Genomic DNA, 15,256 nt, shown 5'->3' on the forward strand with positions numbered 1-15,256 from the left:
GTCTAGCCCCGCCCCTGCGTGCCCGCCTCCGTGGCGCGCTGCGCCACGACCACCAAGAACGCGTCGGCCTCCAGGTCCATCACGACCTCCGCCGGGCAGCCCTCCGCCCGCCGCGCCAGTGCGAACTCCTCGGCCGGCCAGCTGCCCCTGGGGCCGCCGGCCGGGAACTGCTCCAACACCATGCGACTCATTCGCGCACCCCGCTCCCATGTCTGCCGAACTGCTGCTCCAGTTGCCCCAACGAGCCTCCGCGCGCGTGCGTCACGGTCCCGTCTTCCGCCAGGGCGCCTCTCCCCCTGTTCGACGCCGCCGGTGCCCCCGACCGTTGCCCCTGGCATGCAACAGCATCGGCACGGTTGTGTGCCCAAACGGTCGCGGGCACCATGCGGTGACCCCGGGTTTCCGTGGCACGGTGTCGCGGGCAGGCCACAGGGGGCGACGGAAGAGGGGGAACCGTGATCGTCTGGATCAACGGTGCGTTCAGTGCGGGCAAGACCAGCGCCGCGCGCGAACTGATCGATCTGATCCCGAACAGCACCTTCTACGACCCCGAACTGATCGGCGGGGGACTGCGCAATCTGCTGCCGCAGAAGCGGCTGGCGGAGGTCAGCGACTACCAGGACCTCCCCATCTGGCGCCGGCTGGTCGTGGACACCGCGGCCGCGCTGCTCGCCGAGGTGGGCGGCATGCTGGTGGTACCCATGACGCTCCTGCGCCAGGAGTACCGCGACGAGATATTCGGCGGGTTCGCCGCGCGTCGCATCCCGGTGTGCCACGTACTGCTCTCGGCCGACGAAACGATCCTTCGTGAACGGATCGCGGCCCGCGAGGAGATGCCGGACGACCCCGAGGGAAGCGAGCGCGTACGGCAATGGGCGTACGAGCACATCGAGCCGTACCGCGCCGCGCTCAGCTGGCTGGCGGGCGACGCGCACCTCGTCGACACCAGCGCGCTGACACCGGCCGAGACGGCCGTACGGATCGCCGAGGCGGTACGGTCCGGGGCGGCCGGGAGCTGCGAGATCGTGCAGACGCCCGAGCCGACCGCCGAGACCGTCGCCGCGGGCGTCCTGCTCTTCGACGAGGCGGACAGGGTGCTCCTCGTCGATCCCACCTACAAGCCCGGCTGGGAGTTCCCCGGCGGGGTCGTGGAGCGGGGGGAGGCGCCCGCGCGCGCCGGGATGCGCGAGGTCGAGGAGGAGATCGGGATAGAACTCGCCGAGGTGCCGAGGCTGCTGGTCGTCGACTGGGAGCCGCCGAGACCGCCGGCGTTCGGCGGTCTGCGCCTGATCTTCGACGGCGGCCGGCTCGACAGCGCGGCGGCGGGCCGGCTGGTCCTGCCCGGCTCGGAACTGCGCGGCTGGCGCTTCGTCACCGAGGAGGAGGCCGCCGGCATGCTGCCGCCCAACCGCTACGAGCGGCTGCGCTGGGCGCTGCGGGCCCGCGAGCGGTCAGCCGTGCTCAACCTGGAAGCCGGAGTCCCGGTCGGCTGATGCCCGCAGAACGGCAGCCGTGTCCTCGGTCAGCGGGTCGCCGTGACCGAAGCAGGCGACGGCGGGGGCGAGCGCCGCCAGGCGGCGGAACGAGTCCAGGGCGCGCTCGCGGTCGGTGTTGAACACGCCCAGCATCACCTGGCCGACACCCGCCACGCAGTCGCCCGTGAACAGCACACCGTGCCGCGGCAGGTGCACGCCGATGCTCCCGTCCGTGTGGCCGGGGGCATGGACGACCCGCGCGCCGTCGCCGAACCCGAGCAGGTCGCCGTCCTCGGCCTCCCGGTCCACCCGGGTGGGCGGGGCCGGCGGCACGGTCAGCCCGTGGGCGTACAGCGGGCGCTCCCAGTCCAGCAGTACGGGCTCCGGCACCGGCCGCTCGCCGCGGATCACGGGGGCGTCGAGCCGGTGCGCGATCACCTCGGCGCCGTACCGCCCGGCCAGCTCGCCGGCGGCGCCGACGTGGTCGCGGTGGCAGTGGGTGAGGACGATCCGGCGGATGTTCTCCGGGCGCAGGCCGAGGCTCCGTATCGCCTCTTCGACGTCGGCCGCCGCGTCCTTGTCGCCGGCGTCGATCAGGGTCAGCTCCGCACCGTCGCACCAGAGGTACGCCTGGCCGATACGGAAGCGGAACATGTACAGGCGGTCGGGGAGCACTTCGACGAGATCCATGCGGCGAACGTACGACGGGCGGCCCGCCCGCCGCACGGATCTACGCTTTCGGCGATCTCAGCCGAGAGCTCAACCCTGCTTCGAGTGGGCGTAGTTGCGGAGGAACAGTGCCTCGGCCACGGACAGCCGCTCCAGCTCCTCGGGCGAGACGCTCTCGTTCACCGCGTGGATCTGGGCCTCGGGCTCGCTCAGCCCGATGAGCAGGATCTCGGCCTTCGGATAGAGCGCGGCCAGCGTGTTGCACAGCGGGATCGAGCCGCCCATGCCGGACGTCTGCATCTCCTCGCCCGGGTACGCGACGCGCATGGCCTCCGCCATCGAGGTGTACGCCGGACTGGTCACGTCCGCCTTGAACGGCTGGCCCTGGCCCACCTGCTCCACCGAGACCCGCGCGCCCCACGGGGCGTGCGCCAGCAGGTGCGCGGTGAGCAGCTTCGTCGCCTCGGCGGCGTCCTGGCCCGGCGGCACCCGCAGGCTGATCTGCGCCCGCGCGCTCGCCTGGAGGGACGGCGTGGCGCCGACCACCGGCGGGCAGTCGATGCCGACGACGGTGACGGCGGGACGGGCCCAGATGCGGTCGGCGACCGTGCCGTCGCCGATCAGGCCGACTCCGTCGAGCACCCGCGCGTCCTTGCGGAACTCCTCCTCGGGGTAGTCGAGGCCGTCCCACGCGGAGTCGGCGGTCAGCCCGTCCACGGTCGTCGAACCGTCCTCGGCGCGCAGCGAGGCCAGCAGCTGGATGAGCGCCGCCAGCGCGTCGGGGGCCGCTCCGCCGAACTGGCCCGAGTGGAGGTTGCCTTCGAGGGTGTCGACCCGCACGCGCAGCATGGTCATGCCACGCAGCGTCGCGGTGACCGTCGGCAGGCCGACGCGGAAGTTGCCGGTGTCGCCGATGACGATGGTGTCGGCGGCGAGCAGCTCGGGGTGCGCCTCGGCGTACTGCTCCAGACCGCCCGTGCCCTGCTCCTCGGAGCCCTCCAGGACGACCTTCACCGAGACGGGCACGCCGCCGTTCTCCCTGAGGGCGCGCAGCGCGAGCAGGTGCATGATGAAGCCGCCCTTGCAGTCGGCGGCGCCGCGCCCGTACCAGCGGCCGTCGCGCTCCGTCAGCTCGAACGGCGGCGACACCCACGCGGTCTCGTCCAGCGGCGGCTGCACGTCGTAGTGCGCGTACAGCAGGACGGTCGGCGCGCCCGCCGGGCCCGGCAGGAAGCCGTACACCGACTGGGTGCCGTCGGGGGTCTCGAGCAGCGCGACGTCCTGGAAACCCTCGGTCCGCAGGGTGTCGGCGCACCAGACGGCGGCCGCCTCGCACTCGCTCTTGGGGAACTGCGCGGGATCCGCCACCGACTGGAAGGCCACCAGCTCGGCGAGCTCCGTCTTCGCGCGGGGCATCAGCGAGGCGACGGTCTCGGCGATCGGTTCGGCGGTCATGGGCACGCTCCTCGTGAGTGCGACGTTGTAGTGCGAGTGGGTGTTCGTACGGGGTGGCCGACAAGCACCGCCCGATCCTCCCACAGAGAGATCGGCGGCTCCTGCGCCGTAGGATGCGACAGCAGTACGGATCACCGGGCGGATCAGGAGCAGAAGCACATCGTGAGCAGCGAGAACGCAGACGCCGGACGTGAGCGTGAAGAGCCGGTGTGGGACGTGGTCGTGGTCGGTGCCGGGCCCGCCGGGGCGTCGGCGGCATATGCGGCAGCGGCCGCGGGACGGCGTGTGCTCCTCCTGGAGAAGGCGGAGCTCCCTCGGTACAAGACCTGTGGCGGCGGCATCATCGGGCCTTCGCGCGACGCGCTGCCGCCCGGTTTCGAACTGCCGTTCAGAGACCGGGTGCACGCCGTCACGTTCTCGCTGGGCGGCAAGCTGTCCCGGACACGCCGTTCGAAGACGATGCTCTTCGGGCTCATCAACCGGCCGGAGTTCGACGCCGCGCTGGTCGAGGAGGCGCGGAAGGCGGGCGCCGTGGTCCGTACCGGAGTGACGGTGGCGCGGGTCGAGCAGCACGGCGCGGCCGTGCCGGACCGGCGCACGGTCGCCGTCGTCCTGGCGGACGGCGAGACGGTGCTGGCGCGGGCGGTGGTCGGAGCGGACGGCAGCGCGAGCCGCATAGGGGCGCACGTCGGGGTGAAGCTCGACCAGGTGGACCTCGGCCTGGAGGCGGAGATCCCGGTGCCCGAGACGGTCGCCGAGGACTGGGCCGGGCGGGTGCTCATCGACTGGGGGCCGCTCCCGGGCAGTTACGGCTGGGTGTTCCCCAAGGGCGAGACACTGACGGTGGGAGTCATCTCGGCCCGCGGCGACGGCGCGGCCACCAAGCGGTACCTGGAGGACTTCATCGCCCGGCTGGGGCTGGCCGGTTTCGAGCCGGCCGTCTCCTCCGGGCACCTGACGCGGTGCCGCAGCGACGACTCGCCGCTGTCGCGCGGGCGGGTGCTGGTGTGCGGCGACGCGGCCGGGCTGCTGGAGCCGTGGACCCGGGAGGGCATCTCGTTCGCGCTGCGGTCCGGGCGGCTCGCGGGGGAGTGGGCGGTGCGGATCGCGGAGGCGCAGGACGCCGTGGACGCCCGACGGCAGGCGCTCAACTACGCCTTCGCCATCAAGGCGGGCCTCGGCGTGGAGATGGGCGTCGGACGGCGGATGCTCGCCCTGTTCGAGCGGCGGCCGGGACTGCTGCACGCGGCCATAACCGGATTCCGCCCGGCCTGGAAGATGTTCGCCGGGATCACGCGCGGGTCGACGACGCTGGGCGAGATCGTCCGTACGCGCCCGGTCGTCCAGCGCGCTCTGAGCGCGCTGGACAAGGCGTAGCCGGGGCGGTCCGCGTCACTTCTCGACGGTGATGCGGAAGACGGGGTGGTCGGGGGCGGCTGCCAGGAGTTCCTCGTCGGAGGACCTGGCGGTCACCCCCTTGAAGTACTGGTTGACCTCCCAGCCCCAGCGCTCCAGGTAGGTGCGGAGCACCAGCGGCTTCTCGTGGTCGGGGATCTCGGCGGCGGTGAAGGGGCGGACCGTGCGGCCGACCTTGAGCTCGCCCCGGCCGGCGGCGCGCATGTTGCGGACCCACTGGGAGTGGCCGCGGGCCGAGACCAGGTACTGGGCTCCGTCGTGGGTGTGCGGGTTGACGGGGATGCGCTGCATCTGGCCGCTCTTGCGGCCGCGGACGGACATCTCGGCGGTCCCCAGCAGGCTGAACCCGTGGCGGGCGAGCCATCCGACGGCGTTGTTCAGCCTGATGGCCATGGGGCTGCCTTTGAGGTAGTACGGCTGGGGCTCCGGCATGACGGCCTCCATCGACGATAGGGAGAGCACGGCTCTCGCTTGAGAGCAGTGTGCACGGGATCGGTGATCCAAGGCAAGAGCAGTGCTCTCGTTATTGGGCAGTGCTCTCTTTCATGGCAGACTGCTCTCCTATGAGCACCACGCGCGGAGCAAGAGAACGGGCCCGGGCCGAAGTCACGGCGGCCATCAAGGACGAGGCCCGCAGACAACTCGCCGCCGAAGGCGCCGCGAAGCTGTCCCTGCGCGCCGTCGCCCGCGAGCTCGGCATGGTCTCCTCGGCGCTCTACCGCTACTTCCCCAGCCGCGACGACCTGCTGACCGCGCTGATCGTCGACGCGTACGACGCCGTGGGCGCCGCCGCCGAGACCGCCCTCGCCCGGCAGCCCGCCCACGCCCCGCAGCCGGCCCGCTGGACCGCCGTCTGCCGGGCCGTACGCACCTGGGCGCTGGCGCACCCCCATGAGTACGCCCTCATCTACGGCTCGCCCGTGCCCGGCTACACCGCCCCCATGGCGACCGTCGGTCCCGCGTCCCGGGTGGGCCGCGCCCTCGTCTCCGTCGCGCGCGACGCCCACCGGGGCAACGGCCTCGCCGTCCCGCCGCTGCCGGCCGCCCTCAGCGACGAGGCCCGGCGGATCACCGAGGACGTGGCTCCGGACCTGCCCCCGCCGGTCGTCGCCGCCCTGGTCGCCGCCTGGTCGCAGCTCTTCGGCCTGGTCTCCTTCGAGCTCTTCGGCCAGTTCAACCGGGTCGTCGAGGAACGCGAAGCGTTCTTCGACCACGCCGCCACCACCCTGGCCCATGCCGTGGGCCTGATCGACGGCCGGCCCGCGGGCCCCGCCCCCGGCGGCGACAGCACCTGACCCCGGCGGCGCTCCTGGCGCGAAGGCGGACGCTCGTACCGGCCTACGCGCCGGGGCTGGTGCGTCCCGGCTGGCCCGGCCTCGTGCCGGGCGCGCCGCGGTAACCCCGCAGTACGTGCACGACCCGCAGGACGAAGACGACCGAGGCCGGTACGCCGCCCGCGAGCAGCACGGCCGGGCCGAGGCCCGGCGAGGCGAGCAGCCACGGCGCGGTGATCGCGGCGAAGGTGACACCGGCGAGGACCGCGGCGCTCAGCAGGGCGTAACCGATCTCGATCGTCATCGCGTCGCGCTGTGCCCGCGTCCTTGTCCCCATGGCGGCACAGTCTCACAGCGTGTGCGGCCGACGGGCAAGGCGCCCGTCGGCCGCACACGTACCCCCTCGCAGGTCAGTCGCGGGCGCCGACCCGCTCCGGCGCGGGCTCCGTGGTTCCGGGCACCGACTTCATGAGAACGACGCTCCGGCGCGCGCGGGGAGCGCGCAGGCCGGTGAGCGTGATCAGCAGTCCGGCCGCCGCGACCACCGTCACCACGACCAGGCCCGGGCGGAAGCTGTCCAGTACTTCCTGGGGCGTGCCGCCCTCGCCGCCGCCCGCCGTGATCACGGCGGTCACCACGGCAAGGAAGACCGCCCCGCCCACTTGGAGCGAGGTGTTGAGCAGGCCCGACACCATGCCCTGCTCATTGTCGGCCACACCGGTGGTGGCCTGGATGTTGAGCGAGGGGAAGACCAGGGCGCAGGCCGCGCCGATGAGCAGCATCGACGGCAGGATCACGGCGGCGTACTGCGGAGTGAGGGTGATGCGCAGGAACAGTACGTACCCGATCACCAGGAGGGCGATGCCCACCGCGATGACGCGCGGCGTGCCGAACCGGTCCACCACGGCGCCGATCGTGGTGGAGGAGAGCGCGACCAGAACTCCCGCGGGCAGGAAGGCGAGCGCGGTCTCCAGCGCCGACCAGCCGAGCAGCGACTGCATGTACTGAACCACCAGGAACTGGAAGCCGACGTAGCTGCCGAAGAAGGTGGCCGCGCCGAGCTGCGCCCTGATCTGGTTGCCGGAGCGCAGTACGCCGAGCCGGATCAGCGGGCTGGCGGTGCGCCGCTCGATGAGTACGAACACGGTGAGCAGTACGGCCGCCGCGAGGAACGACAGGAGGGTGCGGGCGGAGGCCCAGCCGGCCTCGGGCGCCTCGACCACGGTGAAGACGAGCAGCAGCATGGCGGCCGTGCCGGTGACGGCGCCCGGCAGGTCGTAACCGCCGTTGGAGTCGTCGCGGTCGCTGTGCGGGATCATCCTGATGCCCGCGACCAGGGCGATCAGGGCGATGGGAGCGGGCAGCAGCATCGTCCAGCGCCAGCTCAGTTCGGTCAGCAGGCCGGACAGCACGAGGCCCATGGAGAAGCCGGTGGCGGCGCAGGTGGTGTAGATGGCGAGCGCCCGGTTGCGCTGCGGGCCCTCCTTGAACGTCGTGGTGATGATGGACAGGCCGGCCGGGGCGGTGAACGCGGCGCTGAGGCCCTTGATGAAGCGGCTGGCGATCAGCAGCGGGCCGGAGTCGACGAGTCCGCCGAGCAGGGAGGCCAGGGCGAAGACGCCGAGCGCGACGAGGAAGACGCGGCGCCGGCCGAGCAGGTCGGCGGCGCGGCCACCGAGCAGCAGCAGGCCGCCGTAGCCGAGGATGTAGCCGCTGACGATCCACTGCAGCGTCGAGGTGGACAGGTCGAGATCGGCGGCGATGGACGGCAGGGCGACGCCGACCATCGACACGTCGAGGGCGTCGAGGAACATCGCGGCGCAGAGTACGAGCAGGGTGCCCCACAGGCGGGGGCTCCAACGCTCCTGCGGCTGGGGGACGTTGAGCGGAGAAGTCATGCGCAGCACAGTACATGCACGTGCATTGAATGCAAGCGCATTTAATTCCGATGCAACAATGAGGTGGGTTCTGGTAACGTGCGGCCATGGTGCGGAAGAAGTCCGAGCGGGCGCTCGTCGACGAGTGGCGGGGGATCCTCGCCCTGCATGCCAGCACGCTCTGCGAGCTGGACCGCGCGCTGCATCCGCACGGTTTGGGCGCCAGCGACTTCGAGGTGCTGGACGTGCTGGCCGAAGGCGCCGCCGAGGACGGCGGCAGCGCTTACCGCGTCCAGGAACTGGCGGACCGGGTCCATCTGAGCCAGAGCGCCCTGTCCCGGCTGGTCGGCAGGCTGGAGAAGGACGGCCTGGTCCACCGCGGCATGTGCAGCGAGGACCGCCGGGGCGTGCGGGTCGGGCTCACCGACGCGGGGCGGGCGCGGCACACCGAGGTCCGGCCCCTCCAGCGCGCTGTGCTGGCGCGGATGCTGGCGGACCGGACCGGGGAGTGAGGCACTGCGGGAGGTGACCGTCGCGGGCGGTGGTTCCCGCCGCGGCCGCCCCGGCCGCGACGCTCAGACGACCTGCGACGTCTCCCGCCACAGGCGCGCGAGCGCCTCGTCACCCGACACGGCGATCGCGGAGTGCGGCAGCCGGTTCCACAGGGTCAGGTAGAGGCGCTCGGCGGGGCCGCTCAGCTCGCAGTCGGCGGCGGCCTGCGGGGAGCCGTCCACGTCGAGTTCGGTGCGCGGCGGCCCCTCGGAGAGGCGTACCGTCCACGCCTGCTCGTAGTCCGTCGGCCGTACGCGCAGGACGCGCGGCTCCCCGGTGCGCACCCGGCTGCGGTCCCGGGCGTGGAAGCCGCGCAGCAGCTCGTCGACGCCGTCCGCGGCGAACTCCACCGGCAGCGCGGTGACTTCGGGGCCGAGCGCCGCCTCGGCGTCCACCCGGTGGATCGCCGTCTCGTGCGCCTGCCGCCGCGCCCAGAAGGCGAGCGGAGACGGCGCCGCGAAAAAGGTCCAGCAGTCCAGGTCCTCGGGCGCGGCTCTCAGCGCGGCCACCAGCAGGGTGTGGCCCTCGCGGAACCATGCCGTCAGCGCGTCGCCGTCGAGGTCGGGTTGGTCCGGCTCGGGGTGGAACTCCTTGTGCCCCGCCGTGACGAACGCCGTAGCCCACCGGTGGACGACGCCGGTGTGCCGCAGCAGATCGCGGACCTGCCAGCCGGGGCAGGTCGGCACCTCGGCGTCCGGACCCGCCTTCTCGGCGGCCGCCGCCATCAACTGGCCCTGGAGGTCGAGCGATTCTATGAATTCGGCTGTGTTCATACGGCAGATTGTGACAGCGGCGGCGCGGACGATCACGCGCCCTGCGGGCGGGCCGTACGGGCCGAGGTGCGGCCGAGGAGCCGGACGAACCAGCCGAGCGCGAACGACTGGACGAGCACGGACAGCGGCAGGGCCGTGTAGAAGAACACCTCGGAGTCGACCACGTCCACCCCGAGCGCGTCGCCGCCGACGAAGAAAGCGATGATCGTCGGCGCGCTGACGAGCAGCAGTGACACCCCGGCGAACGAGGCGTCCTCGTGGGCCACGAAGAGGGTGTCGACGGTGACGAACACCGCCGTGGCCGCGACCAGTCCCAGGTACGCCAGCGAGGCGGGGTTGCGGAACGTCAGGCGGGCGATGGTGCGCAGGCGTCGGGCGGCCATGGTGATCACTCCTCCGGTGTGGTGCCTCCAGCGTGCGGCGGGGGAGCCGGGTGCGCCTGAGTACGCCTACTCAGGTACGCCCCGCCGGCGACGCGTTGCGCGCCGAGTACCCCAGCAGGGCGGCGGCCCCGGCCAGCGCCGCCACTGTTGTCAGCGCGACGGGGAGCGAGAACCAGTCGGCGAGGAAGCCGATGACGGGCGGCCCGACCAGCATGCCGCCGTATCCGAGCGTGGAGGCCGCCGCTACGCCGCTCGGGCCCGCGATCGCGCCCGCCCTCGCGACGGCGACGGGGAAGATGTTCGCCAGGCCGAGCCCGGTCACGGCGAATCCGAGGAGCGCCGCCCAGGGGGCGGGCGCGAGGGCGCCCAGCAGCATGCCGGCGGCGGCGAGCACCCCGCCGGTGACGAGCGTGCGGGTCTGGCCCAGCCGTTCGAGCAGCGCGGTGCCGCTGAGCCGGCCCACCGCCATGGCCAGCGCGAAGAGGGAGTATCCGGCGGCCGCGACACCCGGGTGGGCGTGGAGGTCCTCCTGGAGGTGCAGGGTGCCCCATTCGGCGAGCGCGCCTTCGCCGTACGCCGTGCACAGGGCGATCACGCCGAACAGGGCGACGGCGTTGCGGGCCGTTCGCGGGAGCGGTCCGGGAGCGTTCCCCGGTGCCGTCGCGGAGCGTTCCCGCGAACGCTCGGGAACGGGTGCGCGGTGGCGCAGCAGCGCCGGTCCGGCCAGGGCGGTGACGACGAGGCCGATGACCGTCAGAGTCAGCAGATGAGTGGGGGCCGACAGGCGCGCCGCGACGAGGCCGCCGAGGCCGGCCCCCGCCATGGCGCCGAGGCTGAAGGCGGCGTGGAAGCTCGGCATGACGGGGCGCCGCAGCGCGGCGACCAGGTCCACTGCGGCGCTGTTCATCGCGACGTTGATGCCGCCGTACGCGGCGCCGAACACCAGCAGGACGAGACCGAGCGCGAGCGTCGTGTGGGTGCGCGCGGGCAGTGCGATGCTCAGCGACAGCAGCACGCCGCACGCCACGGTCACCGGATGGCTCCCGAACCGCCGGCACAGCCGTCCGGTGAGCGTCATGGTGACCACCGCGCCGCCGGACACGCCCAGCAGAGCGAGTCCGAGGTCGCTCGCGGACGCCCCGGTCTGCTCCTTGATGGCGGGGATACGGACCACCCACCCGGCGAAGAGGAAGCCGTCGAGGGCGAAGAACACGGTCAGGGCGGTGCGGAGGCGGGACAGGGAGGCGGTGGCGATGTTCGCGCCCGGACCTCCCGGAGCGGCCGTCCTTAGTTTGTTTAGTAGCGGCACAAACTCAGCATAGGGGCCCGCCCCCGATCCGTCCAAGACAGGTGGTCAGCGCCCGGGGCAACCGGAGCCGGGCCCGGACGATCTTCCCCGGCATGGGAGACTCGCCCCCATGAACGGCAAGGCGACCACCATCAGAACGCGGCTGGAGAGAGGCCGGAGCGCGCTCGGGCCCGCCCTGGAACTGGTGCACACGGGACGGGCGCCGACCCGCGCGGTCCTCACCGCCGAACTCGGCGTCACGCGGGCCACCGCCGGTGCGGTCGCCGCCGAACTGGAGGCCCTCGGACTGATCCAGGTCGACTCCCGGCCGGGAGCGGCGGCCGGTTCGCAGGGCCGCCCCTCGCACCGCCTGGCCGTCAACGACTCCGGCCCCGTCGTCCTCGCCGCCCAGATCCACGCCGACGGCTACCGGGCGGCGCTCGTCGGCCTCGGCGGCCGGATCGTCGCGACCGCCCCCGGCCGCAAGACGGTGTCCGCCGACCCGGCGCAGGTCCTCGGCGCCGTGGTCGACGCCGGGGCGCGACTGCTGCGCGAGAGCGGCCGCCGCTGCGTGGGCGCGGGCCTCGCCGTGCCGTCCGCCGTGGCGGAGCCGGAGGGCACGGCACTCAACCCACTGCACCTCGCCTGGCCCGCGGGCTCCCCGGTCCGCGACATCTTCGCCGAGCAGGTACGCGAGGCGGGCATCACGGGCCCCGCCTTCGCGGGCAACGACGTCAACCTCGCCGCGCTCGCCGAGCACCGCCATGGCGCCGGACGCGGCGCGCAGCACCTCCTGTGCGTCGCCACGGGCCACCGCGGCGTCGGCGGCGCGCTGGTCGTCGACGGGCGGCTGCACACCGGAAGTTCGGGCCTCGCCCTCGAAGTCGGTCACCTCACAGTCAACCCCGACGGCCGCCCCTGCTACTGCGGCGGCCGAGGCTGCCTCGACGTCGAGACCGACCCGCTGGCCTTCCTCACCGCGGCAGGTCTCGCCCCGGGCCCCGAGACCTCGCTCCTCCAGCAGTCGCGCGAGCTGCTGCGCGGACAGTACGGCGATCCGGCGGTCCGGGCCGCGTGCGAGGAGCTGATCGACCGGCTGGGCCTCGGCCTCGCCGGGCTCGTGAACATCCTCAACCCCGACCGCATCGTCCTCGGCGGCCTCCACCGCGAACTGCTCGACGCCGACCCGCAGCGGCTGCGCGCCGTGGTGGCCGACCGCAGCCTGTGGGGGCGCAGTGGCGGCGTACCCATCCTGCCGTCCACTCTGGACCACAACAGCCTGGTCGGGGCGGCCGAGTTGGCGTGGCAGCCGGTGCTCGACGATCCGCTGGCCGCGCTCGCCGCCTCGCAGACGCCCGCGTGAGCGGGGGAACGGACGCTCACCGGAACGTGTGTAGCCGGAAGTGGCCGCCGGAAAGGTCCCGTACGACGAAGGGCTTCGTACGACGACGGGCGCCGTACGACGACGGGCGCCGTACGACGACGGGCGCCGTACGACGAAAAGACCCCGGCCCGCGGCTGACGCCGCGGCCCGGGGCCCCTGGTGGCGGAAGGCCGGCGTCCGGTCAGCCCGCTACGGCGGACCGGACGGCGGCGGGAACGTGCGTCGCCGGGATGACCTCGTGACCGGTCCCGTCGTGCGCGAACGGTCCGTCGGTCGTCGCTCCGTACACGGGGTACGGCGGCAGTGTCACCGCGGGAGCCGGGGTGGGAAGCGTGAACCACACGACCTTCCCGGCATCGCCCTGCGGGCGTACGCCCCAGCTCTCGCTGACCGCCTCGATGAGAGCGAGACCGCGCCCGCTCGTCTCGGACGCGCCGGCCGCACGAACGGTGGGCAGACGCGGATCGTGGTCGTGGACGGACACCGTCAGGCGGTCGAGGAGCAGCTCGATCTCCACGGTGCACATCTTGTCCGGCTCTGCGTGCCGGTGGACGTTGGTCAGCAATTCGGTGACGCCGAGCGCCGCCGGGTCTATCAAGGGATCCAAATGCCAGTAGCGCAATTGGGCCGAAATGATTCTGCGGACCTGACCGATCCGCGACGGCAGGGCCTGGAGCTCCACCGTGCAGTGCCTGCTTGGCTCGCTGATCACGGCTGCGACTCCCCGAATAGGTCCGGAAGAAGACGAAGAACGGATCCAGCAGTGGCTGTCTGCTGTTTGGTCCGGCGGGGCTGGTTCGCAGCGTCACCGCCGTTGCACCCTGAGTGATGTGAGACCAGGGTCACCCAGGCGGTGCGGCCGCGCAACTCGCGCCGCATCAGTCCCGCGCGTCCTGTACGCCCCGAAGGCCGCACGCGTCCTGCGCCGCGCGGACCGTCTCCAGGAATCGCCCGGCCAGCTCCTCACCCTCCTTGGCCTGGCCGCGCTGCCCCATGGTGAGCCGGTACCGGGTGCCGTTGACCGTCGCCACGGTGCTGTCCTCCCCGGCGAACCACGGCCGGGCCGCGGTCACGGAGCCCAGCGGCGCGCTGTCGATCTCCAGCCCGTTGCTCGTCAGCAGGACCAGCCTGCCGTCCGTGACGAGCACCTGGCCGGCCCTGGTCAGTGAGCGGGGCCAGCGCCCTATCCGTACGCCCGTAGCGCTGAACTCGGGCTCCGCCATTCCACTTCGCCCCCTTCGCGCACGTGTGCCCTTCGCGAGGACGTCCCTGCCACGCGCCGCATGCCGCTTCGCGCGGATGTCCTTTTCGCGCGGATGCCTTCGTGCGCAGTCTGCACAAGCCCGGGCCCGCGCACCAGAGCACCTCGATGATCGGCCGGCGGGGTGAGCGGTCGCGTCCAGGTCCGTACCACTGCGCCCCACAAGCGATCCCTATGGCTGCCCAAAGTCAACGTTTGTGCAGGTGAGAGCCTTAGAGTGGCAGCTGGGGACCGGAGTTTCCGGGCAGAACCAGCTGCCCCGGGAGCGCTACGACGAGGAGTGGCCCGCATGAGCACCACGGACCAGGAACGTACCGGCAGCGAAGCCATGGCGACGATCGACGTGGACCGCAGCGACCCGGAGTACCGGGCCTGGCTGAAAGAGGCCGTCCGCAAGGTCCAGGCGGACGCCAACCGCTCCGCGGACACGCACCTGCTGCGCTTCCCGCTGCCGGACGCGTGGGGGATCGACCTGTACCTCAAGGACGAGTCGACCCACCCGACCGGCAGCCTCAAGCACCGGCTCGCCCGCTCCCTCTTCCTGTACGGCCTGTGCAACGGCTGGGTCAGGCCCGGCAAGCCCGTCATCGAGGCGTCCAGCGGATCGACCGCCGTCTCGGAGGCGTACTTCGCGAAGCTGATCGGCGTCCCGTTCATCGCGGTGATGCCGCGCACCACCAGCCCGGAGAAGATCCGGCTCATCCAGTTCCACGGCGGGCAGTGCCACTTCGTCGACGACTCCCGGAAGATGTACGAGGAGTCGGCCGCCCTCGCGGCCAGGACCGGCGGCCACTACATGGACCAGTTCACCTATGCGGAACGCGCCACCGACTGGCGCGGCAACAACAACATCGCCGAGTCCGTCTACCAGCAACTCAGGCTGGAGCGGTACCCGGAACCGGCCTGGATCGTCGCCACCGCCGGGACCGGCGGCACGTCCGCGACCATCGCGCGCTACGTCCATTACATGCAGCACGACACGCGCATCTGCGTACCCGACCCGGAGAACTCCTGTTTCTTCGACGGCTGGACCCGGGGCGACGCGGGCGCGACGAGCGACTGCGGTTCGCGCATCGAGGGCATCGGCAGGCCCCGCATGGAACCGAGCTTCGTGCCCGGTGCCATCGACCGGATGATGAAGGTCCCCGACGCGGCGAGCGTGGCGGCCGTACGGGCGCTGGAACGGGCCATCGGCCGCAAGGCGGGCGGCTCCACCGGAACCGGACTGTGGAGCGCGCTGAAGATCATCTCGGAGATGGTCGCCGAGGGGCGCGGGGGGAGCGTCGTCACGCTGATCTGCGACCCCGGCGACCGCTACCTCGACAAGTACTACTCCGACGCCTGGCTCGCCGAACAGGGCCTGGACATCGCTCCGTACAGCGCCGCGATCGACCGGTTCCTGGCGACGGGCCAGTGGCCCTGCTGAGGGAGTGGCCGACGGCCCGCCGG

Annotated in this window: 17 protein-coding genes; 6 read left to right on the top strand and 11 right to left on the bottom strand. The window is 72.5% G+C overall.

The window, feature by feature from the left end; translation table 11 throughout:
* Positions 1 to 2: 2 nt before the first annotated feature.
* Entirely contained in the window at positions 3 to 191 is a 189-nt protein-coding gene (locus tag E2E34_RS01585; RefSeq protein ID WP_138900092.1) for a DUF8839 family protein, read from the bottom strand.
* 264 nt (positions 192 to 455) lie between these two features.
* Here E2E34_RS01585 and E2E34_RS01590 point away from each other — a divergent pair, with 264 nt between their 5' ends.
* Entirely contained in the window at positions 456 to 1,493 is a 1,038-nt protein-coding gene (locus E2E34_RS01590; RefSeq protein WP_138900093.1) for an NUDIX hydrolase, read from the top strand.
* Here the strand turns inward: E2E34_RS01590 and E2E34_RS01595 are convergent.
* Together E2E34_RS01595 and E2E34_RS01600 are read right to left on the bottom strand one after the other, a co-directional pair.
* Complete coding sequence (locus E2E34_RS01595) at positions 1,452 to 2,165, bottom strand: MBL fold metallo-hydrolase (RefSeq protein ID WP_138900094.1); 714 nt, start codon at positions 2,163 to 2,165, stop codon at positions 1,452 to 1,454. The two genes, E2E34_RS01590 and E2E34_RS01595, sit on opposite strands and share 42 nt — an antisense overlap.
* A gap of 69 nt (positions 2,166 to 2,234) precedes the next feature.
* Positions 2,235 to 3,599, bottom strand: coding sequence for a dipeptidase (locus E2E34_RS01600; protein WP_138900095.1), 1,365 nt, complete (start codon positions 3,597 to 3,599; stop codon positions 2,235 to 2,237).
* Between the two features lie 162 nt (positions 3,600 to 3,761).
* Here E2E34_RS01600 and E2E34_RS01605 point away from each other — a divergent pair, with 162 nt between their 5' ends.
* Positions 3,762 to 4,976, top strand: a complete 1,215-nt coding sequence (locus E2E34_RS01605) for a geranylgeranyl reductase family protein (RefSeq protein ID WP_138900096.1) — start codon at positions 3,762 to 3,764, stop codon at positions 4,974 to 4,976.
* Positions 4,977 to 4,991: 15 nt separating this feature from the next.
* On the opposite strand, the gene E2E34_RS01610 is transcribed toward E2E34_RS01605, so the two are convergent.
* Positions 4,992 to 5,447 (bottom strand): nitroreductase family deazaflavin-dependent oxidoreductase, encoded by a 456-nt coding sequence (locus E2E34_RS01610; RefSeq protein WP_138900097.1) that lies wholly within the window; start codon positions 5,445 to 5,447, stop codon positions 4,992 to 4,994.
* Between the two features lie 131 nt (positions 5,448 to 5,578).
* Between E2E34_RS01610 and E2E34_RS01615 the strand changes: the two genes are divergently transcribed.
* Positions 5,579 to 6,310 (top strand): TetR/AcrR family transcriptional regulator, encoded by a 732-nt coding sequence (locus tag E2E34_RS01615; protein ID WP_138900098.1) that lies wholly within the window; start codon positions 5,579 to 5,581, stop codon positions 6,308 to 6,310.
* A gap of 43 nt (positions 6,311 to 6,353) precedes the next feature.
* Here E2E34_RS01615 and E2E34_RS01620 read toward each other — a convergent pair whose 3' ends face one another.
* A complete protein-coding gene (locus tag E2E34_RS01620; RefSeq protein WP_138900099.1) occupies positions 6,354 to 6,626 on the bottom strand; it encodes a DUF6332 family protein in 273 nt (90 codons plus the stop codon).
* 73 nt (positions 6,627 to 6,699) lie between these two features.
* Positions 6,700 to 8,187, bottom strand: coding sequence for an MFS transporter (locus E2E34_RS01625; protein ID WP_138900100.1), 1,488 nt, complete (start codon positions 8,185 to 8,187; stop codon positions 6,700 to 6,702).
* A gap of 86 nt (positions 8,188 to 8,273) precedes the next feature.
* Between E2E34_RS01625 and E2E34_RS01630 the strand changes: the two genes are divergently transcribed.
* The gene (locus E2E34_RS01630; protein ID WP_138900101.1) at positions 8,274 to 8,678 is read left to right on the top strand and encodes a MarR family winged helix-turn-helix transcriptional regulator; all 405 of its coding nucleotides are present in this window, start codon (positions 8,274 to 8,276) and stop codon (positions 8,676 to 8,678) included.
* 63 nt (positions 8,679 to 8,741) lie between these two features.
* Here the strand turns inward: E2E34_RS01630 and E2E34_RS01635 are convergent, their stop codons facing one another.
* From E2E34_RS01635 to E2E34_RS01645, 3 genes are all read right to left on the bottom strand, one after another.
* Positions 8,742 to 9,491 carry a maleylpyruvate isomerase family mycothiol-dependent enzyme gene (locus tag E2E34_RS01635; protein WP_138900102.1) on the bottom strand — a complete coding sequence of 250 codons (750 nt, stop codon included), beginning with the start codon at positions 9,489 to 9,491 and terminating at the stop codon, positions 8,742 to 8,744.
* 32 nt (positions 9,492 to 9,523) lie between these two features.
* Complete coding sequence (locus tag E2E34_RS01640) at positions 9,524 to 9,874, bottom strand: SCO4225 family membrane protein (protein ID WP_138900103.1); 351 nt, start codon at positions 9,872 to 9,874, stop codon at positions 9,524 to 9,526.
* Between the two features lie 70 nt (positions 9,875 to 9,944).
* Positions 9,945 to 11,183, bottom strand: a complete 1,239-nt coding sequence (locus E2E34_RS01645) for an MFS transporter (RefSeq protein WP_138900104.1) — start codon at positions 11,181 to 11,183, stop codon at positions 9,945 to 9,947.
* A 109-nt stretch (positions 11,184 to 11,292) separates the two neighbouring features.
* Between E2E34_RS01645 and E2E34_RS01650 the strand changes: the two genes are divergently transcribed.
* A complete protein-coding gene (locus E2E34_RS01650; RefSeq protein WP_138900105.1) occupies positions 11,293 to 12,525 on the top strand; it encodes an ROK family protein in 1,233 nt (410 codons plus the stop codon).
* A gap of 202 nt (positions 12,526 to 12,727) precedes the next feature.
* Here the strand turns inward: E2E34_RS01650 and E2E34_RS01655 are convergent, their stop codons facing one another.
* A complete protein-coding gene (locus tag E2E34_RS01655) occupies positions 12,728 to 13,258 on the bottom strand; it encodes an ATP-binding protein (RefSeq protein WP_189715172.1) in 531 nt (176 codons plus the stop codon).
* A gap of 166 nt (positions 13,259 to 13,424) precedes the next feature.
* Complete coding sequence (locus tag E2E34_RS01660; RefSeq protein ID WP_138900106.1) at positions 13,425 to 13,769, bottom strand: hypothetical protein; 345 nt, start codon at positions 13,767 to 13,769, stop codon at positions 13,425 to 13,427.
* A gap of 327 nt (positions 13,770 to 14,096) precedes the next feature.
* Between E2E34_RS01660 and cds1 the strand changes: the two genes are divergently transcribed.
* A complete protein-coding gene (gene cds1 / locus E2E34_RS01665) occupies positions 14,097 to 15,233 on the top strand; it encodes an L-cysteine desulfhydrase Cds1 (protein WP_138900107.1) in 1,137 nt (378 codons plus the stop codon).
* Positions 15,234 to 15,256 lie beyond the last annotated feature (23 nt).

The sequence above is a fragment of the Streptomyces albidochromogenes genome, assembly GCF_005981925.1.
Lineage (GTDB): Bacteria > Actinomycetota > Actinomycetes > Streptomycetales > Streptomycetaceae > Streptomyces > Streptomyces albidochromogenes.

Bases quoted from the DNA above. Each gene is read 5' to 3' on its own strand.
- E2E34_RS01640 (WP_138900103.1), bottom strand. From the start codon at position 9,874: ATGGCCGCCCGACGCCTGCGCACCATCGCCCGCCTGACGTTCCGCAAC.
- E2E34_RS01625 (WP_138900100.1), bottom strand. From the start codon at position 8,187: ATGACTTCTCCGCTCAACGTCCCCCAGCCGCAGGAGCGTTGGAGCCCC.
- E2E34_RS01630 (WP_138900101.1), top strand. From the start codon at position 8,274: ATGGTGCGGAAGAAGTCCGAGCGGGCGCTCGTCGACGAGTGGCGGGGG.
- E2E34_RS01595 (WP_138900094.1), bottom strand. From the start codon at position 2,165: ATGGATCTCGTCGAAGTGCTCCCCGACCGCCTGTACATGTTCCGCTTC.
- E2E34_RS01650 (WP_138900105.1), top strand. From the start codon at position 11,293: ATGAACGGCAAGGCGACCACCATCAGAACGCGGCTGGAGAGAGGCCGG.
- E2E34_RS01635 (WP_138900102.1), bottom strand. From the start codon at position 9,491: ATGAACACAGCCGAATTCATAGAATCGCTCGACCTCCAGGGCCAGTTG.
- E2E34_RS01620 (WP_138900099.1), bottom strand. From the start codon at position 6,626: ATGGGGACAAGGACGCGGGCACAGCGCGACGCGATGACGATCGAGATC.
- E2E34_RS01610 (WP_138900097.1), bottom strand. From the start codon at position 5,447: ATGCCGGAGCCCCAGCCGTACTACCTCAAAGGCAGCCCCATGGCCATC.
- E2E34_RS01585 (WP_138900092.1), bottom strand. From the start codon at position 191: ATGAGTCGCATGGTGTTGGAGCAGTTCCCGGCCGGCGGCCCCAGGGGC.
- E2E34_RS01615 (WP_138900098.1), top strand. From the start codon at position 5,579: ATGAGCACCACGCGCGGAGCAAGAGAACGGGCCCGGGCCGAAGTCACG.
- E2E34_RS01600 (WP_138900095.1), bottom strand. From the start codon at position 3,599: ATGACCGCCGAACCGATCGCCGAGACCGTCGCCTCGCTGATGCCCCGC.
- E2E34_RS01660 (WP_138900106.1), bottom strand. From the start codon at position 13,769: ATGGCGGAGCCCGAGTTCAGCGCTACGGGCGTACGGATAGGGCGCTGG.
- cds1 (WP_138900107.1), top strand. From the start codon at position 14,097: ATGAGCACCACGGACCAGGAACGTACCGGCAGCGAAGCCATGGCGACG.